A 16,658-nucleotide genomic window follows, 5' to 3' on the forward strand; every position below is an offset into this window, starting at 1 on the left:
GGGCGGTCGCCCAGACGAAACCCGTTTGAGCGTCGACACCCACCAATCAGTAGTGACAGCCGAGGAGCCAGCCGACCGAGACGACGACTCGGACCTCGCGGAACTCGAACTCGACGCCGTCTACGACGCTATCGACGCCGTCGGCCGTCCACACCTGACGGCGACAGAACTTTCCCGGAAGACGGATCTGACGCCCGACGAGGCGCGGGAAGCACTGGACCGCCTCGCCGACGACGGTGACATCGAGCGCCAAGACGTGTCCGAGGTCGAGTCTGTATGGTATCCGGCAGATATCGCCGAGGTGACCGACCGCGAACGCGTCGTCCTGTTTCCCGACCGCCGCGAAGTCGTTGTCGAACACCCCGATCAGTTCACGCGGGCGCAACTCTCACAGTTCGCGCGCCTGCAGGACACCAACCGTTCGGGCGGCTACGTGTACGAACTCCGCGAGGAGGACATCTGGGCCGCCCCCCACGAGTCCCTTGATGACCTCCTGACGACGATGCGGGACGTGCTGGGCGAGCGCTCGCCCCACCTCGAAGAGTGGGTGACGAGCCAGTGGGAACGCGCCCGGAAGTTCCGCCTGAAGACCCACGAGGACGGCTACGTCGTCCTCGAAGCCGAGAGCGACGACCTGATGGGCAACGTCGCCCGGCCGAAACTCGACGACGACCACCTCCGGGCTCCGATTTCGGACTCGGAGTCGTGGGTCAACGAGGACGCCACGGCCGAGATCAAGCGCACGCTGTACGAGGCGGGCTATCCAGTCCGGGACGACCGGAACCTGGAGACCGGCGACGCCATCGAGATGGACCTCCGCCTGCGCCTGCGGGACTACCAGCAGGACTGGGTGGAGCGGTTCACCGAGCAGGGCTCGGGCGTGTTCGTCGGCCCGCCGGGGTCGGGCAAGACCGTCGCCGCGATGGGCGCGATGGCCGCCGTCGGCGGCGAGACGCTGATTCTCGTCCCCTCGCGCGAACTCGCGACGCAGTGGCACGACGAACTGGTCCGGCATACCTCGCTGACCGACGACGACATCGGCGAGTACCACGGCGGCGAGAAGAACATCCGGCCGGTCACCATCGCTACCTACCGCACCGCCGGGATGGACCGCCATCGGAAACTGTTCGACCAGCGCAAGTGGGGCCTCATCGTCTTCGACGAGGTCCACCACGTCCCGTCGCCCATCCACCGCCGGAGCGCGGACCTCCAGACCAAACACCGCCTGGGCCTGACCGCCACGCCGACCCGAGAGAGCGACGACGAGGAGGAGATATTCACGCTCATCGGCCCGCCAATCGGCACGGACTGGGGGAAACTGTTCGACGAGGGCTACGTGGCCGAACCCGAGGTCGAAATCCGCCTCGTACCGTGGGGCAACGAGACCGAGCAGTCCGAATACAGCTCCACGTCGGGCCACGACCGCCGGCAGGCCGCCGCCAGCAACACCGGGAAAATCGACGAGATACGCTACGCACTGGCCGAGAATCCGGCCGCGAAGGCGCTCGTGTTCATCGAGTACTTAGACCAGGGCGAGGCCATCAGCGAGGCCATCGACGCGCCCTTTATCAGCGGCGAGACGCCACACGCCCGCCGGGAGAAGCTGTTCGACGAGTTCCGCCGCGGCGAACTGACCACGCTGGTCGTCTCCCGCGTCGGCGACGAGGGCATCGACCTGCCGGACGCCGAACTCGCGCTCGTCGCGTCTGGACTGGGCGGGTCCCGTCGGCAGGGCGCACAGCGGGCCGGGCGGACGATGCGCCCCGCCGGCGACGCCCGGATGGTCATTCTCGCGACGCGGGGGACGACAGAAGAGGACTTCGTCCGCCGGCAGATGCGCCACCTCGCTTCCAAGGGCATCCGCGTGACCGAGACGGAGGCCGAGGCCGTCGAGCCGCCCGAAGTCGAGGAGTAAGCCAGACGCGCTGACTGTAGGTCGATCTTATTCCGTGTCGGTATCGAGCCGGCGCGCGGTCTCGGCCACGTCCTGAATCTTCGCCGTCTGTTCTTCGTTCGTCGCCGCGAGGTCGTCCAGTTGTGCCGTCATGTCGTCGATGCCGCTCGACAGTTCGTCGATCATGCTGGCGACCTCCTCGGTCGACGCCGCCTGGTCGTCGGTGGCCGCCGAGACCTCCTGTATGCCCTGTGCTGCCTCGTTGACTGCCGACACGATCTCTTCGAGTTGTTCGGCCGCCGTCTCGACCTGATCGATGCCCTCCGTTACCTGCTCTGTCACGGTTTCGAGGCTCTCGACGGCGTCGACGGTCTCGTCCTGGATCTCCGTGACGGTGTCTTCGATCCGGTTCGCGTGCTCCTGAGAATCCCCGGCGAGCGTCTTGATTTCGTCGGCGACGACGGCGAATCCGTCGCCGGCTTCTCCGGCGCGTGCGGCCTCGATAGACGCGTTCAGAGCGAGCATGTTCGTCTGGTCCGCGATATCGTTTATCACTTCGACGATGTCGTCGATCTCGTCGGCCTGCTCTTGCAGGCCGGCGATGTCCGAGGAAACCGTGTCCACGGCGTCGTCGACGTCGTTCATCATAGCCGCGGCCTGCTGTGCGGCTTCGTTCCCGCGTTCGGCCTTCCGCTCGGCCGACGTGCTGGTACTCGCGACCTCCTCGGCGGTCGAGGCGATCTCCTCGATGGTCGCGCTCATGTCCGCGACTTCGCCCGCCACCTCGTCCATCGACTCGGACTGTGTCTCGGCTGTGTCGGTGATTTGCTGGTTCGTCTGGGCGACTTCCTCGGCTGAGGCGCTCAGTTCGTCGATTGGCTGCTGGAGTCCGCTCTCGACCTCCTCCATCAGCGCTTGCTGGTCGTCGATTGCCGATTCCAGGCGCTGGCTGTACGAGTCGATGTAGGTGTCCATCGCCACCTGCTGGTCGAGGTTGAGGAGTTTGAACACGGACAGCGCACGCGACCGCATCTCTTCGAGTGCCTCGTCCCGGGCGGCGTCGCCCGACTGCAAGTCCTCGACGATTGTCCGCAGGAAATGTTCGAAGTAGATGCTGTAGGCCCCGAGATAGATCTTCGGGCCGAGGTCGAGCATGTCGTGAATCTTCCCGATACGGGCCCGGTTCTCGAAGTACTGTCTGTCGTAGGTCCCGGCGACGAGGTCGCGGAGGTACTGCGACTGGGTGTTTTTGAGCTGGTCGACCGACTTGGTGGACCGCCCGAAAATCTCGACGGTTTCGTCGAACGATTCGAGGTGATCGTAGAAGTCGTCGACGACAGATTCGGCCCGGGCGTTCGTCTTCGCCTCCATCGCAGTGAGATTATCGATATCCGACTCGTCAAATCCAGTGAATTCCTTCCGCCAGCGGATCTCTTCGGCGTCCAGTCCGATACGATCGGTAAGCGTTCCGCCGTCGACCCCTTTTCTGTCAGAAGAGTTGATACGCTCTCGGGAGTTCTTACTCCCGTCCCGTAATTCCATGGCGGACCTCCACCGATACAAACCTTATATGTTCGCTCCCGATTCTCATTGTTGAAAGTATTATCGAGGGACACCCCGAATATTACGGGTGGGATGGTGGTATCATACATATTCGTCAGTAATTCGAAACGGAATCTCCCGACCAATCGCGATTCGGACGGTCCTTCTGATACGGCTGCCCGGAGTCTGGGAACGCTGGCGCTCTACCCTTGTGCCTGAAAGATAGCGAAGGTCCCCCCAAGCTCGTCGTCGACCGACTCGGCCGACTCGATGTGAAAGCCGGCGTCAGTCAGCAGGTCAGCGTTACGCTCTCGCCCGTGGAAGCTCCAGGCCATGGCGGTACCGGTGTCCAGCCAGTCGTCGTTGGTACCCTCCCACGGGTCGTCACCGAGTGCGGCCAGCAGTCGTCCCCCGGACCGGAGCACGCGGTTGAATTCCGAGAAGACGGCGGTGTGTTCGGTTTTCGGGACGTGGATGACGGCGTGGTAGGAGACAACAGCGTCGAACGTACCGTCAGCGAACGGGAGCGTCGCCAGGTCACCACGGACCAGTCCGTCGGAGTCGACAGTATCACAAGCGGTACGGAGCTGTTCGGCTGAGATATCCAGTCCGATGGTATCGTGCTGATCGGCGAGAACTTCCATTGCCGGCGTACCCGCACCACAGCCCGCATCGAGGACACGACTACCATCAGGGAGGGCCGTTGCAAGCGATTCGACAAGGGTCCGTTCGCGACCGTTCCCGTCCCGCTTCTCGGCGTAGGTACTCGCAATTTCGTCGTACCCCTCGCGGACAACGTCTCGCTGATCCATACCAGCGGTGCTCGGTGGTGGCGTAAGTGCTTTCGGTCCGGTGGCATTACGGACAAACAGCGCCGCTCAGTCCTCGAATTTCTCCGGGTTCTGAGCTGCCTCAGCGACCCGAACCGCGGCAACGTTCTCCGGGACGTCGTGGACGCGAACGATGTCGGCCCCCCGTTCGGCCGCCAGCGTTGTCCCGGCGATAGTCGCCTCAAGACAGTCGCCCGCTTCCTGCCCGACCAGTCCGAACAGCGACTTGTGGGAGTGGCCGACCAGGACGGGACAGCCGAGTGCCTCGAACTCCGGGAGGCGGTCGAGCAGTTCGAAGCTCTCCGTGGCAGATTTCCCGAAGCCGATGCCCGGGTCGACGATGATCTGCTCGCGGTCGAGTCCGACCTTTTCGGCGAGCAGGACGCGCTCTGTCAGTTGGTCGATGCAGTCCTGCACCACGTCGTCGTAGTGGATGTCGCTGTCGGGGTCGACCGGCGTCTCGATGGAGTGCATCACGACCACCGGCACGTCGTACTCGGCAGCGACGAGGCGCATCTCGGGGTCTTCGAGGCCGGACACGTCGTTCAGGATGTCTGCCCCGGCGTCGAGTGCCGCCCGCGCGACAGGGGCCTTCCGCGTGTCGACGGAGATGGCGACGTCCAGCTCCGAAAGCGCCTCGATGACCGGCACCACGCGGTCGATCTCCTCCTCGACCGGGACCGGTTCGGCACCGGGCCGGGTCGACTCCCCGCCGATGTCGAGAATGTCCGCGCCGTCCTCGACCATTTGCTCAGCGCGGGCGACAGCGTCCTCAACGGCGTTGTACTCGCCGCCGTCGTGGAAGGAGTCCGGCGTGATGTTGCAGATACCCATGACCGCCGTCCCGTCGTCCCAGGGATACGCTGCCGACGTGTCGGGCTCGGACTGTTGGATGGACAGCGCCGCCCGCAGTTCGTCGGCGAACGACGCGAGCCCGTAGGGCTGGCCGTCCAGCTTCTCCGCGAGGCGCTTGTACTGGGCCATCGTCGCCATCATGACCACGTCGATTGGTTCCTCCTCTTGACCGTCCAGACCAGAGACGGCACACTCGCCGCCCAGGGACAGCAGTTCCTCCTTGAGGTACTGGGCCTGTCGCGGCTGGACGCGGGTGCGCAGGACGCGGTGGACGCCCTTCCCCCGCATCCGCCAGGCCCCGGTATCGGTGACGTGGGCGCTCTCGATGGTCTCGCGGGCCTCGGCCAGCGAGTCGACCTGCTTGGGGATCAGCGAGCGCGACCAGCCGGTCCGGGCCTCCCGGACGGCGTACAGCGACCCGGTCACGAGGACTGCATCACCGGAGTCCGCGGCGTCGAGTGCGATATCGAGCGCCCCGGAGACGTCGCTTCGCGTCTCGATGGTGGCGTCGGTCGTGTTCTCCACCGCGGTCGCGACGACGTGGTGGGACTCGGCCCGGTCGACGTTGGGCTGGCAAGCGACGACGTGGTCAGGGCCCGGTAACGCCGCGGCGATACGCTCGTGGTCCTTGTCGACCATCGCGCCGATGACGACGTGGAGGTCGTCGTAGTCGAACGAGGACAGCGTCTCCGCGGTGCGCTCGATGCTCCCGGGGTTGTGTGCCCCGTCAAGGACGACCAGCGGCGACTCGTTCATCACCTCGAACCGACCGGGCCAGTGAGCGTTTCGGAGTCCGCGTTCGAGGTCCGTCTGCGAGACGTCCGCGACCTGACGGCACAGTGTGGCCGCGATTCCGGCGTTCTGTGCCTGATGAGCGCCCAGCAGCGGGAGGGAGGTATCGACGCTCCAGTCGGGGCCGTCGACCGAGACCGCCCCCTCCAGGCCTTCACGACCGCCGTAGCTCACGGATATATCGGCCTCGCTCTCGGACGGGTTCTGGTCTGTCTCGACGGCGCTCCCGACGGTCACGACATCGTCGGTGAACTCGCGGACGGCCGCGAGCGCGTCGCCTGTCGTCCCGGTCACCAGCGGATTGCCGTCCGGGGCGACGTGGGCCTTGTCGTGGGCGATTTCCTCGACGGTATCGCCGAGGATGTGGGTGTGTTCGAGCGTCACGGACGTGACGGCGCTTGCGACCGGGTCGACCACGCTCGTGGCGTCGTATCGGCCGCCGATACCGACCTCCAGCACTGCAACGTCTACGTCCTGGCGGTCGAACTCCCACAGCGCCATCGCGGTCATCGTCTCGAAAAAGGTAGGCGAATCGTTGGCCGCGCCCTGTTCGGTCACGTACGCCTGAACCGATTCGACGAACTCGACGAGCGCGGCCTCGGAGAGCTTCCTTCCGTTGATCCGGATCCGCTCGCGCACGTTGTCGAGATGCGGGGACGTGTACAGTCCGACATCGAGGCCGGCCTCCCGCAACGTTCGTTCGACCATTCGCGCGGTTGACCCCTTCCCGTTGGACCCCGCAATCTGGACGCAGCGAAGCCCCTCCTGTGGGTCACCGAGCGACGATAGCAGGTCCTGCGTGGCAGCAGTACCGGGTCGCGAGGCGAACCGGCGCAACTCGAAGAGGAAGTTCGCGGCCTCGTGGAACTCCATGGTCGGGCTATCGGAGCCGTTCGCTTTAGCCTGTCGGACTGTTACGTGTGTCCGCCGCGAAGACGCCACGAACAGCCCGCGTAGCCAACTGGTCCCCCACTGACCTGCCGGCGAAATTACGGCTGGTCGCTGCGGTCGCGCGTGGCCCACCGACCGAGCGCGCTCGACAGAATCAGGAACGCGGCACCCAGCAGCGGTGCCGGGTCGATCTTCGCCTCCGGTCGCTCGTCCGTATCCGTCTCAGCGGGCTCCGTCTCCGCTTGCTCCAGAGTGTCCGTCTCGGTCTCTGACTTGGGAGCGCCAGATAGCTCCGAACCCGTCTCAGTGTCTTGCTGTCGGGACTCGGACTCAGTCTGTGGCATCTCTGCGGCCAGCGACGTTTCCTGCGCCTCCGGAGTCGGCGTTTCGTCGACATCTTCCACTACGGTTGTCGGCTCGAACTCCGTCTCGGCCGGTGATGGCGTGTCAACGCTCGGTTCAGCCGGTGGTGGCGTCTCGTCCGGACGTTCCGTGGCCCATTCCGACGCGTCCCCGGCGGTGCTCCCGGCATCGGTTCCGTCGGCGTTGCGGCGGCGGTACCACCAGAGCCCGGCCGTTGCCGCGCCGAGCGCGATGAGGGACAGCCCCGTGCCGAGGAGTCCCCACTGTCGCCACAGCGACTTGAGGCGGTCCGTTAGACCCGGGCCGGAATCCTCGGCTCCGTCCGGCCCCGCTGGTGATGGGACAGCAGCGTCGTCGTCGGCAACGGCGACGCCGGGAACGGCGTCGAGCGCCGAGGCGACAGCGTCCCGCTCCACCTCGACTTCGAGAAACGTGGGTGCGTCCATACGCGACCCGTCGTCGGGCGACTATGTAAAACCCGCTCAGTGCTATTCCCGGGCCGGTTCGTACTCGGCGTCGGTCGCCGCGGTCCGCGACAGGTCGGTCTCCATGTCGACGGCGTCCAGCAGTTCAGAATCCGGGTTCTCTGACTCGCCGAGAAGCGCCTGCAGTTCCCGCTCGTACTCGGCCTCGGAGAGGTCCCCCTCGACGTACCGGCGCGTCAACGCCTCGTGTCGCTCCTCGACTGTCGGCTCCGGCGGTGCGAACACGTCGGAGAGGCCGAGCGACGCGAGCGGTGGCACGACTGATTCGAGACGGGTGAGCCCACCAGCGACGCGCTGGCTCTTCGGCACCGACGCCCGCCGGGCCAGCGCACGGACCAGCGCGACCGAGAAGACGATGTCAACGCCCACTAGGAGCAATGTGCCAAGCAGGAACCCGGCGAAGGTCTCGATGACCGCGCCGCCGCCGAGAAGCGCCCCGACTGTCGCGACGACACCGACGATTCCCAGCCCGACAGCCCCCAGCGTCGTCAGAACGACGGCGGCAAACAGAAGCAGCAGCCGGTTATCTCTCACCCAGTTCACACCAACGATAGCCGGAGGGCGTTGAAATGGTTTGTGTCAGCGCTCGTTCTCTCGCGACTCCGGATCGCTTTGGGGAATTTCGTCGGTCGCCGGCACGTACGAGCGGCCCGAAGCGGACCACCCGCCCCAGATCCACTCCCGGATGGTGAGCTGGCGCTTGGACCCCTGATCCCGCGCTGTTTCGAGCCGCCGTTCGGTCGTATGGAAGTAGTTGACGACGGTCACGAGCACGACGCCGCCGACGGAGTTGCCGAGAAGTACCGGCAGGACGAACTGCCAGAGGCCGACCGACAGTGCCAGCTCGCCGATAAACACTAGGTAGAACATCTCCGTTGCGGAGACGACGACGTGATAGAGGTTCCCGAATGGAATCGCCAGGAAGGCGATGTAGATCAACACGAGTCGGGAGATGCTGTCCCGCAGCGAGTAGTCGACCCAGACGACGCCGGCGACGATGAGGCCGGCGAACACCGCCTTCGAGAACAGCGTTAGCTGTGAGGTCGCGATAGCTTTCTGGGCGAAGCCGGCGGCGGCCGCCGCCGCGTCGTCGGAGAGAACGTCGGTCGTCGCCAGCGCGAGCGCCCCGAGCATTCCGCCGAAGACGTTCGACACCAGGACGACGACCCAGATACGGAGCAGCGACGGGATACTCGCCAGCCGTTCGAGGACGAGCGCGACCGGCGGGAGCGTGTTCTCGGTGTAGAGCTGGTAATCCCCGAGAATGATGAAAACGAACCCGAGCGGGTACAACAGCGCGCTCAGTATCGGGTCGCCGCCGGTCTTCGCGTACAATGACGCGTACAGCATGAACGTCACTGTGATAGCGAACCCGCCCGCGACACCGGCGAAGAACATCTCGCGAGTCCCGACTGTCACCTCCTCGTCGGCCGCGACGATGATGCGCTGGAAGATCTCGTCCGCGGAGAACCGGTCGCGGATGACACTCCCACCCGCCGGGGCACCGCTCCGAGAGACGTCCACAGCGTCGCGGACAGCTTCCTCCCGATCGTTGTTGTCTGCCATCGGTCGCTGGTTGAATAGCCGGTATGAAACGTCTTTCGTTGCCGACAGTCAGCCCGGAGAAGACTTGCGGAAGAGCCCGCTGTCAGTCCGTCTAAACCACCGATAGACTTTGGACTCGTCTATCGAGTATTAGACTGACGCTCAGTCGTGTCTGAACGACCGCTGCCCGGTGAACACCATCGCCATGTCGTGTTCGTCGGCGGCCTCGATGACGCTCTCGTCGTTCTTCGAGCCGCCGGGCTGGATAACCGCCTCGATACCGGCGTCGGCGGCCTCCTCGATACCGTCCGGGAACGGGAAGAAGGCGTCCGAGGCCATCACCGCGCCCTCGGAGTCCTTCCCCTCCGCGTGTTCGTCGGCCTTCATCGCGGCCAGCCGGACGGCGTCGACCCGGGACACCTGCCCCATGCCGATGCCAACCGTCTCTGTCCCGTCAGCGAAGAGGATGCCGTTGGACTTGACGTGTTTGAGCGTGTGCCAGGCGAACAGCAGCGACTCGATCTGCTCGTCGGTCGGTTCGCGCTCGGTGACGACCTCTAGATCGTCGGCCGAGAGGTGCTGGGTGTCCCGCTCCTGAACCAGTCGCCCCCCGACGAGGGGCTTCTCGGTCAGGCTGTCCGTGACCTCGAAGTTGTCGGACCGACCGGACTCGCCCGTCCGGCCGTCCCCGGGGCTCACATCCAGCACGCGGAGATTGTCCTTCTCGAACAGCACGTCGAGCGCGGCGTCGGTGTAGCCGGGCGCGACGACGACCTCCTTGAACGAGTCGATGATCTGTTCGGCGGTGGCGGCGTCGCACTCGCGGTTCAAGGCGACGATGCCGCCGAAAGCGCTCATCGGGTCCGTCGAGAGGGCCTTTTCGTAGGCGTCGGCCACGGAGTCGGCAGTCGCACAGCCGGCCGGGTTGGTGTGTTTGATGACCGCCGCGGCGGGCTCCTCGAACTCCTTGATGAGGTTCAGCGCGCCGTCGGCGTCGTTGTAGTTGTTGTACGACAACGCCTTCGCGCCCTCGTTGAGCTGGTCGGCGTGGACAACGCTGGCCTCGGAGACGGTCGTATCGGTGTACAGCGCGGCGTCCTGGTGGGGGTTCTCCCCGTAGCGCAGGCTCGACGCGAGGTCGTCCGAGACGATGCGGCGGGCGGGGAAGTCGCCGCCCTCGTCGCCCTCTACTGAGACCGTGCCTGCATCCCAGTCGATGGTGACGCGGTCCTCGGCGAACCATTCGATGACGCGCGGGTAAGCGGTGAACTCACCCTCGTAGAGCACGCGCTCCTTGAGGCTGTCCTCGTCGTCACCTTCGAAGACGGGAATGGGTTCCTGCGTGACGATGGGGCCGCCGTCGACGCTCTCGTCGACGACGTGGACGGTACAGCCCGTCACCTTCACACCGGCGTCGAGGACCTGCTCGTGGGCGTTCGCCCCGGTGAAGTTCGGCAGGAGGCTCGGATGGACGTTCAACGCGGTCGGTGTCTCGTCGAGGAACGTCTCGCTGAGGACGCGCATGTACCCGTCCAGCGTGACGAGGTCGAAGTCGTACTCCGAGAGCGCGTCGAGAACGCGCTCCTCGTGGGACTCGCGCGACTCGTCCGCGTCACGCTCGACGACCTCGGTCGGGATGCCGCGCTCGGCGGCTGCTTCGAGCACCGGCGCGTCGGCGTCATTGGTCAGAACGACGGCGAAGGACGCCCCGCCCGGGGCGCGGTCCGCGATGTTCATGAGGTTTCGGCCGCGGTTGCTGGCCATGCCGGCGAGTTTCATGTGGGACCGACGGACCGGCCAGTGCAAAGTTGTTGCGAAACCCCCGGCCGGTCTGTGGCGTGCGACCGAGCCACACCGAACCCGGGTCACCAGCGACGCCGTTTACAGGTCCGGTGTGCATTTGTAGCACGCCGCCAACTCGCCCGTATGGCGAAGCTACGGTGTCAGCGCGCTGGTATGGTTGCTGCCGTTGGCGGTATCGTCTGGATCGGCTGGGCCGTTGCGCTGTCCGCGACCGACCAGACAGCAACGAACCTGCCAATCATAGCCGGTATCGTCATCTCTACACTCGGTATCGTGGTCGGCCACTACGCCGTCGAGGACTTCTACGGCGCACGGATGAAGCGGCCCGGGACCGTTGGCGCGTGGGTCGGCGGCCTCGGCGGCCTCGTCTTCGCGGCCGGGCAACTGGTCCGCCTCCTCGACGGTGGTGGCGAGGCGGTCATCGGAATCGGCGTACTCGTGCTGGTCAGCGGGTCGATACTGGTCGCGGCCGGTCTCGTCAGGACGCGCATCCAGCCGCCGTGGCTGGGCGTGTTGCTGGGAGTCGGGACCATCGCGTTTCTCGGATTCGAACTCCAGCCAGCAACGGCAACCGTCTACGGCCTCGCGTGGGCCGCACTCGGACAGGACCTCTATCGTTTCGACCCGCCGGATGGCCGCTTTGGCGACGCCGACGGCGACTACGGCTGGCTGAACTGAGGATTGCCCGCTGACGCAATCGTTTCTCGCCTGCTTTCTCGAAGCTCCTCCGATTGAGCCGACATAGATATCGTTGACATATACTACTGGTCCTCGAAGTAGTGGCTGGCCTTTTTAAATATATCTAGACTTATTCGGCAACCACCAGATATCTCTGATACTCTGGACAGGACACTTCCTTCGTATAAAAATAGTGTAGTCGAAAAACCATAATATTCATTAGTAAGATATTCAATGTTAATACTGTAATGCAAGCAGTACTACTAGAAGAGTTTCAGGAACCGCTAACAGTACAGGATGTCGAACGCCCCGAGCCCGAGCCGGACGGTGCCGTCGCCGAGGTCATCGGCTGTGGTATCTGTCGGTCCGACTGGCACTGCTGGCAGGGGGACTGGGACTGGTTCGGCTACCGGCCCGACCCGCCACACGTCCTCGGTCACGAGCCGACAGGCAGAATCGTCTCCGTCGGCGAGGACGTCGAAAACGTCGAGGAGGGCCAGGAGGTCGCTATCCCGTTCAACTTCGCCTGCGGGACCTGTGACCTCTGTCGTAACGGGCGCGAAAACATCTGTGAAAACCACATCGGCCTCGGGTTCATGAACCAGGCTCCCGGCGCGTTCGCCGAGGAGGTCCACATTCCAAACGCCGACCTCAACGCCGTTCCGCTCCCGGACGATATCGACGCCGAATCGGCCGCCGGAATGGGCTGTCGGTTCATGACCTCGTTCCACGCGATGGCCCACCGCGCGCCGGTCAGTGCCGGCGACGACGTGGTCATCCACGGCTGCGGTGGCATCGGGCTCTCGGCGGTCCACATCGCGAACGCCCTCGGCGGCAACGTCATCGGGGTCGACCTGATGGACGAGAAACTGGACCGTGCGGAAGACCTCGGCGCTGTCGCCACGGTCAACGCACAGGAGGTCGACGACCCCGCAAAGGAGGTCAGGGACATCACTGACGGCGGTGCCGACGTGTCTGCGGACGCGCTCGGTATCGCAACGACCTGCCAGAACGCGGTGAACTCGCTCCGCAAAGGCGGCACGCACGTCCAGATCGGACTGACCACCAGCGAGGAGGAGGGGATGGTGTCGCTCCCGACCGACGAGTTCGTGGCGAAAGAAATCGACTTCAAGGGGTCGCTCGGCCTCCAGCCATCGCGGTACAGCGAAATGCTGGACATGGTGGAGTCGAGCAAACTCGACCCGACCGCGCTGGTCGAGGACACGGTCGACATCCACCAGGTGCCCGACGAACTGGCCGCGATGAGCGACTACAACACGGTCGGTATCCCGGTCTGTAACGAGTTCAGCAACTAACGACGCACCTCCTTTTTACCCGAACCCCGACTCTCCACCCTTCCCGCCGCCACGCTACGCGTCGCTGTCGCACCGCGTCGCCGTTGGGGGAGAACGACACGCTTTTTCGCGCCTCCCGCGCACACTCCGGTATGACCGAGAGAGGGCCACTGGCCGCCGTTTCGCCGCTCGACGGCCGATACGCCCGCTACACCGAGCCGCTCGTCCCGTACGCCAGCGAGCGGGCGCTGATGCGCGCCCGCGTCGAAGTGGAAGTCGAGTATCTCATCGCGCTCGCCGACCTCGACGCCACGTCGCTGTCAATCGACGACGGCCAGCGCGCGACGCTCCGGGCGCTGTACGAGGCGTTCGACGACGAGGACGCGAGCGTCGTCAAACAGCTCGAAACCGAGGGCTACGGCGAGTACGCGGCGACCAATCACGACGTGAAGGCCATCGAGTACTTCATCCGGCTGGGTATGCCCGACGATCTCGACGCCGCCAACTGGATTCACTTCGGGCTGACCAGCGAGGACGTGAACAACCTCGCTCAGCGGCTGCTCGTCAAGCCTGCCGCCGAGGAGGTGCTGGTGCCGGAACTCCGCGAAATTCGGGACACGCTCGTGGAGATGGCCCACGCCTACGCCGACGTGCCGATGCTGGCCCGCACCCACGGCCAGCCCGCGACGCCGACGACGTTCGGCAAGGAAATGGCCGTCTACGCCTCGCGGCTGGGCCAGGCCATCGGCCGCGTAGAGCGCGCCGCCGACGCCCTCTCCGGAAAGCTTGCCGGCGCGTCGGGAACCTACGCGGCCCACGTCGCCGCCTACCCCGACGTGGACTGGCAGGCCTTTGCAGAGTCCTTCGTCGGCGACCTCGGTCTGGACCACGAACCGCTGACGACGCAGGTCAACCCCTGTGACGACCTCGCGGTCCTGTTCGACGCGCTCCGGGGGGCGAACAACATCCTGCTGGACCTCGATCTGGACGTGTGGCTGTACGTCTCGGACCGCTACCTCGGCCAGGAGGCCGTCGAGGGCGAGACGGGGTCGTCGACGATGCCACACAAGGTCAACCCCATCGACTTCGAGAACAGCGAGGGGAACCTCTCGAAGGCCAATTCCGACCTCGTGTTCCTCGGCGACTACGTCACGAACTCCCGGCTCCAGCGGGACCTCTCGGACTCCACGGTCAAGCGCAACATCGGGGCCGCCTTCGCTCACTGCCTCATCGGCTACAGCAAGTGCCAGAACGGGCTGGCGAAGGTCGTCCCCAACGAGCAGGTAATGGCCGACGACCTGGCCTCGACGCCGGAAATCATCGGCGAGGCCGTTCAGACGATCCTCCGGCGCGAAGGGTACGCCGACGCCTACGAGCAGGTCAAAAAGGCCACTCGGGGCCGCGAGGTCACCATCGAGGACTTCCACGATATGTTTGCCGACCTCGACGTGAGCGACGAGGTCCGGGCCGAACTGGAGGCGCTGACGCCGACCGATTACACGGGGATCGCGGCGCAGCAGGCCGACGACATCTGAGCGCCGCTGTCTCGCCGGTGCTGTTTTCGGGTCGACGTACCACCGCGGGGAACGCAACTATCACGAGTGTGGCCGCCTTCGTCAGGGGTAGATGGTCCTCGGCACTGACACCCGGGTCCTGACGCTCGCGTTCGCTCGGATGGCGGACGCGCTGGGCAACTCGTTTCTCATCATCGTGCTCCCCCTGTACATCGCCAGCGGACAGGTGTCGCTCGCCGGTATCGCCGGCCAGCAGATACTCGGGTTCACGCTTCAGACGGAGACGCTGATCGGACTGGTGCTCTCATTGTTCGGTCTGCTGAACAGTTTTGGCCAGCCGTTCACCGGGCGGCTCTCGGACCGGACCGGTAAGCGCCGGATTTTCGTCCTCACCGGGCTGGTGCTGTTCGCTATCGGCAGCGCGGCCTACCCGTTCCTCTCCTCGTACTGGACGGTCCTCGCCGCGCGGGCATTTCAGGGACTCGGTGCGGCGTTCACGATTCCGGCGACGGTGGCGCTGGTAAACGACTACGCGGCGAGTGACGCCGAGCGCGGCGGGAACTTCGGCGTGTTCAACACTTTCCGGCTCATCGGCTTCGGGTTCGGGCCGATAATCGCCGGCGTCGTCATCACCGGCGGACTCGCCGCGAACGACGTGGTGACCTACCGATTCGCCGGCACCGCGATATCCGGCTTCACCGCCGCCTTCGCCATCGCCGTGCTGGGCGCTGTCGTGAGCTTCGTCCTCGTGTGGGCCCTGATTCAGGATCCGCCGGTCGATGCCGAAGCGGGCAAAGACCTCTCGATAGCGATTCTGGACCGAGAGGGGGAGGGGCTCGATTCAGTGTTCGTCCTCGGCGTCGGCACGTTCATGATGGCGGCCACTATCGCCCTGTTTGCCACGCTCGAAGGGCCAGTTCGAATGCGGCTGGACGAGTCGACCCTGTTCTTCAGCGTCCAGTTCGCCGCCGTCGTCATCGCAAACGTCGTTTTTCAGGTGCCCATCGGCCGAGCGAGCGACCGGTTCGGCCGGCGGCCGTTCATCGTCGCCGGGTTCGTCATCCTCGTCCCGTCGGTGTTCGCACAGGGTGTCGTGACTGGCCCGTGGCTCATGCTCCTGGCGCGGTTCATCCAGGGGATCGCCGTCGCGCTCGTGTTCGCCCCGTCGCTCGCACTCGCCGGTGACCTGGCCGGCGCGCGCGGGTCCGGGACGACGCTGTCCGTCCTGACGATGGCGTTCGGCCTCGGCGTCGCTGTCGGACCGCTGGCGTCGGGCCTGCTGTACAATTTCGGGTCTTTCAGCACGCCCTTCACTGCCGGTGCCGCGCTCGCGTTCGTCGGACTCGTGCTGACCTACACGCAGGTCGAGGAGACGCTGGACCTCGGCCAGGAGCCGGAGCAGCCGGCACCACAGGACTGAGCCGGTGACGCAGCCACCCGCTCGGTCGGCCGCCAGCCCCGGTGACAACTGACCGGAATGGTTAGGATGTACGATTCCGTATAGTGTGGTATGTTCACAGACCGCTCGGATGCGGCGCAACAGCTCGTGGCCGCGCTGCGCCGGCGGGATGTCGTCGGCGATATCGTCGTCACGCTCGCACCGAACGGCGTCCCCGTCGGCAACGTGGTCGCTGACGCGACCGGACTCCCGATGGATGTCATTGTCATACAACGTATACGTGCTCCAAACCACCCTGAGTTGACTATCGGGGCCGTCGCGCCGGGCGGCTTCTCGTGGATCAACAGCCCGATGATGCGGTTTCTGGACGTGAACTGGGAGTACGTTCAGGAAGCCAAGACACACGCGAGCGACACCGTCGAGACCCGGGCAGTCGCCTATGGCGAGACGTGGGGGCCGCTCGACGTGGCCGGCAAGCGGGTCCTGCTGGTCGACGACGGGATTCCGACGGGGGCGGCGATGCGCGTCGCCACCCAGCGACTGCGGAAAGCAGGTGCCGACGAGGTTATCGCCGCCGCCCCCGTCGCGCCGCCAGACGTGCTCGAGGAGGTACAGCGGTGGGCCGACGACGTCGTCGTCCCGTTGAAACCGGCAGCGTTCCAGGCCACCGCGGACTACTACGAGGAGTTCGAGACCGTGACGGACGAAGAAGCGACGACGGCGCTCTCGGATATCGTCCAGCGGCGGTCGGCGTAGGTCGTGATTGTCCGCT

The 16,658-nt window shown here is 65.4% G+C and carries 13 protein-coding genes; 6 read left to right on the plus strand and 7 right to left on the minus strand.

Annotation, left to right across the window (positions count from 1 at the left end; all coding sequences use genetic code 11):
• Positions 1–52 precede the first annotated feature (52 nt).
• Positions 53–1,915: a DEAD/DEAH box helicase gene (locus tag VI340_RS03730; RefSeq protein WP_336357814.1), complete on the plus strand. Its 1,863-nt coding sequence runs from the start codon at positions 53–55 to the stop codon at positions 1,913–1,915.
• 27 nt (positions 1,916–1,942) lie between these two features.
• Here the strand turns inward: VI340_RS03730 and VI340_RS03735 are convergent, their stop codons facing one another.
• From VI340_RS03735 to purH, 7 genes are all read right to left on the minus strand, one after another.
• On the minus strand, positions 1,943–3,436 hold the full coding sequence (locus VI340_RS03735) for a globin-coupled sensor protein (RefSeq protein WP_336329747.1): 1,494 nt from the start codon (positions 3,434–3,436) through the stop codon (positions 1,943–1,945).
• A 203-nt stretch (positions 3,437–3,639) separates the two neighbouring features.
• Positions 3,640–4,248, minus strand: a complete 609-nt coding sequence (locus tag VI340_RS03740; protein WP_336357815.1) for a class I SAM-dependent methyltransferase — start codon at positions 4,246–4,248, stop codon at positions 3,640–3,642.
• A 66-nt stretch (positions 4,249–4,314) separates the two neighbouring features.
• Positions 4,315–6,786, minus strand: coding sequence for a dihydropteroate synthase (folP, locus tag VI340_RS03745; RefSeq protein WP_336357816.1), 2,472 nt, complete (start codon positions 6,784–6,786; stop codon positions 4,315–4,317).
• A gap of 116 nt (positions 6,787–6,902) precedes the next feature.
• Entirely contained in the window at positions 6,903–7,613 is a 711-nt protein-coding gene (locus VI340_RS03750) for a hypothetical protein (protein ID WP_008310188.1), read from the minus strand.
• A gap of 42 nt (positions 7,614–7,655) precedes the next feature.
• Positions 7,656–8,195 carry a hypothetical protein gene (locus VI340_RS03755; protein WP_049942934.1) on the minus strand — a complete coding sequence of 180 codons (540 nt, stop codon included), beginning with the start codon at positions 8,193–8,195 and terminating at the stop codon, positions 7,656–7,658.
• A gap of 36 nt (positions 8,196–8,231) precedes the next feature.
• Positions 8,232–9,218 (minus strand): formate/nitrite transporter family protein, encoded by a 987-nt coding sequence (locus tag VI340_RS03760; protein WP_008310183.1) that lies wholly within the window; start codon positions 9,216–9,218, stop codon positions 8,232–8,234.
• A gap of 141 nt (positions 9,219–9,359) precedes the next feature.
• Entirely contained in the window at positions 9,360–10,976 is a 1,617-nt protein-coding gene (gene purH / locus VI340_RS03765; protein ID WP_336357817.1) for a bifunctional phosphoribosylaminoimidazolecarboxamide formyltransferase/IMP cyclohydrolase, read from the minus strand.
• 147 nt (positions 10,977–11,123) lie between these two features.
• Between purH and VI340_RS03770 the strand changes: the two genes are divergently transcribed.
• The 5 genes from VI340_RS03770 (at position 11,124) to VI340_RS03790 (ending at position 16,642) form a co-directional block, all read left to right on the plus strand.
• Positions 11,124–11,678 carry a hypothetical protein gene (locus VI340_RS03770; RefSeq protein ID WP_049942933.1) on the plus strand — a complete coding sequence of 185 codons (555 nt, stop codon included), beginning with the start codon at positions 11,124–11,126 and terminating at the stop codon, positions 11,676–11,678.
• A gap of 248 nt (positions 11,679–11,926) precedes the next feature.
• Positions 11,927–12,994 (plus strand): zinc-dependent alcohol dehydrogenase family protein, encoded by a 1,068-nt coding sequence (locus VI340_RS03775; RefSeq protein WP_336357818.1) that lies wholly within the window; start codon positions 11,927–11,929, stop codon positions 12,992–12,994.
• Positions 12,995–13,125: 131 nt separating this feature from the next.
• Entirely contained in the window at positions 13,126–14,508 is a 1,383-nt protein-coding gene (gene purB, locus VI340_RS03780; protein WP_336357819.1) for an adenylosuccinate lyase, read from the plus strand.
• Positions 14,509–14,599: 91 nt separating this feature from the next.
• Positions 14,600–15,907, plus strand: a complete 1,308-nt coding sequence (locus VI340_RS03785; RefSeq protein WP_336357820.1) for an MFS transporter — start codon at positions 14,600–14,602, stop codon at positions 15,905–15,907.
• A 90-nt stretch (positions 15,908–15,997) separates the two neighbouring features.
• A complete protein-coding gene (locus VI340_RS03790; protein ID WP_336357821.1) occupies positions 15,998–16,642 on the plus strand; it encodes a phosphoribosyltransferase in 645 nt (214 codons plus the stop codon).
• Positions 16,643–16,658 lie beyond the last annotated feature (16 nt).

Source organism: Haloarcula sp. CGMCC 1.6347 (genome assembly GCF_037078395.1).
In the GTDB taxonomy this organism is placed as follows: domain Archaea; phylum Halobacteriota; class Halobacteria; order Halobacteriales; family Haloarculaceae; genus Haloarcula; species Haloarcula amylolytica.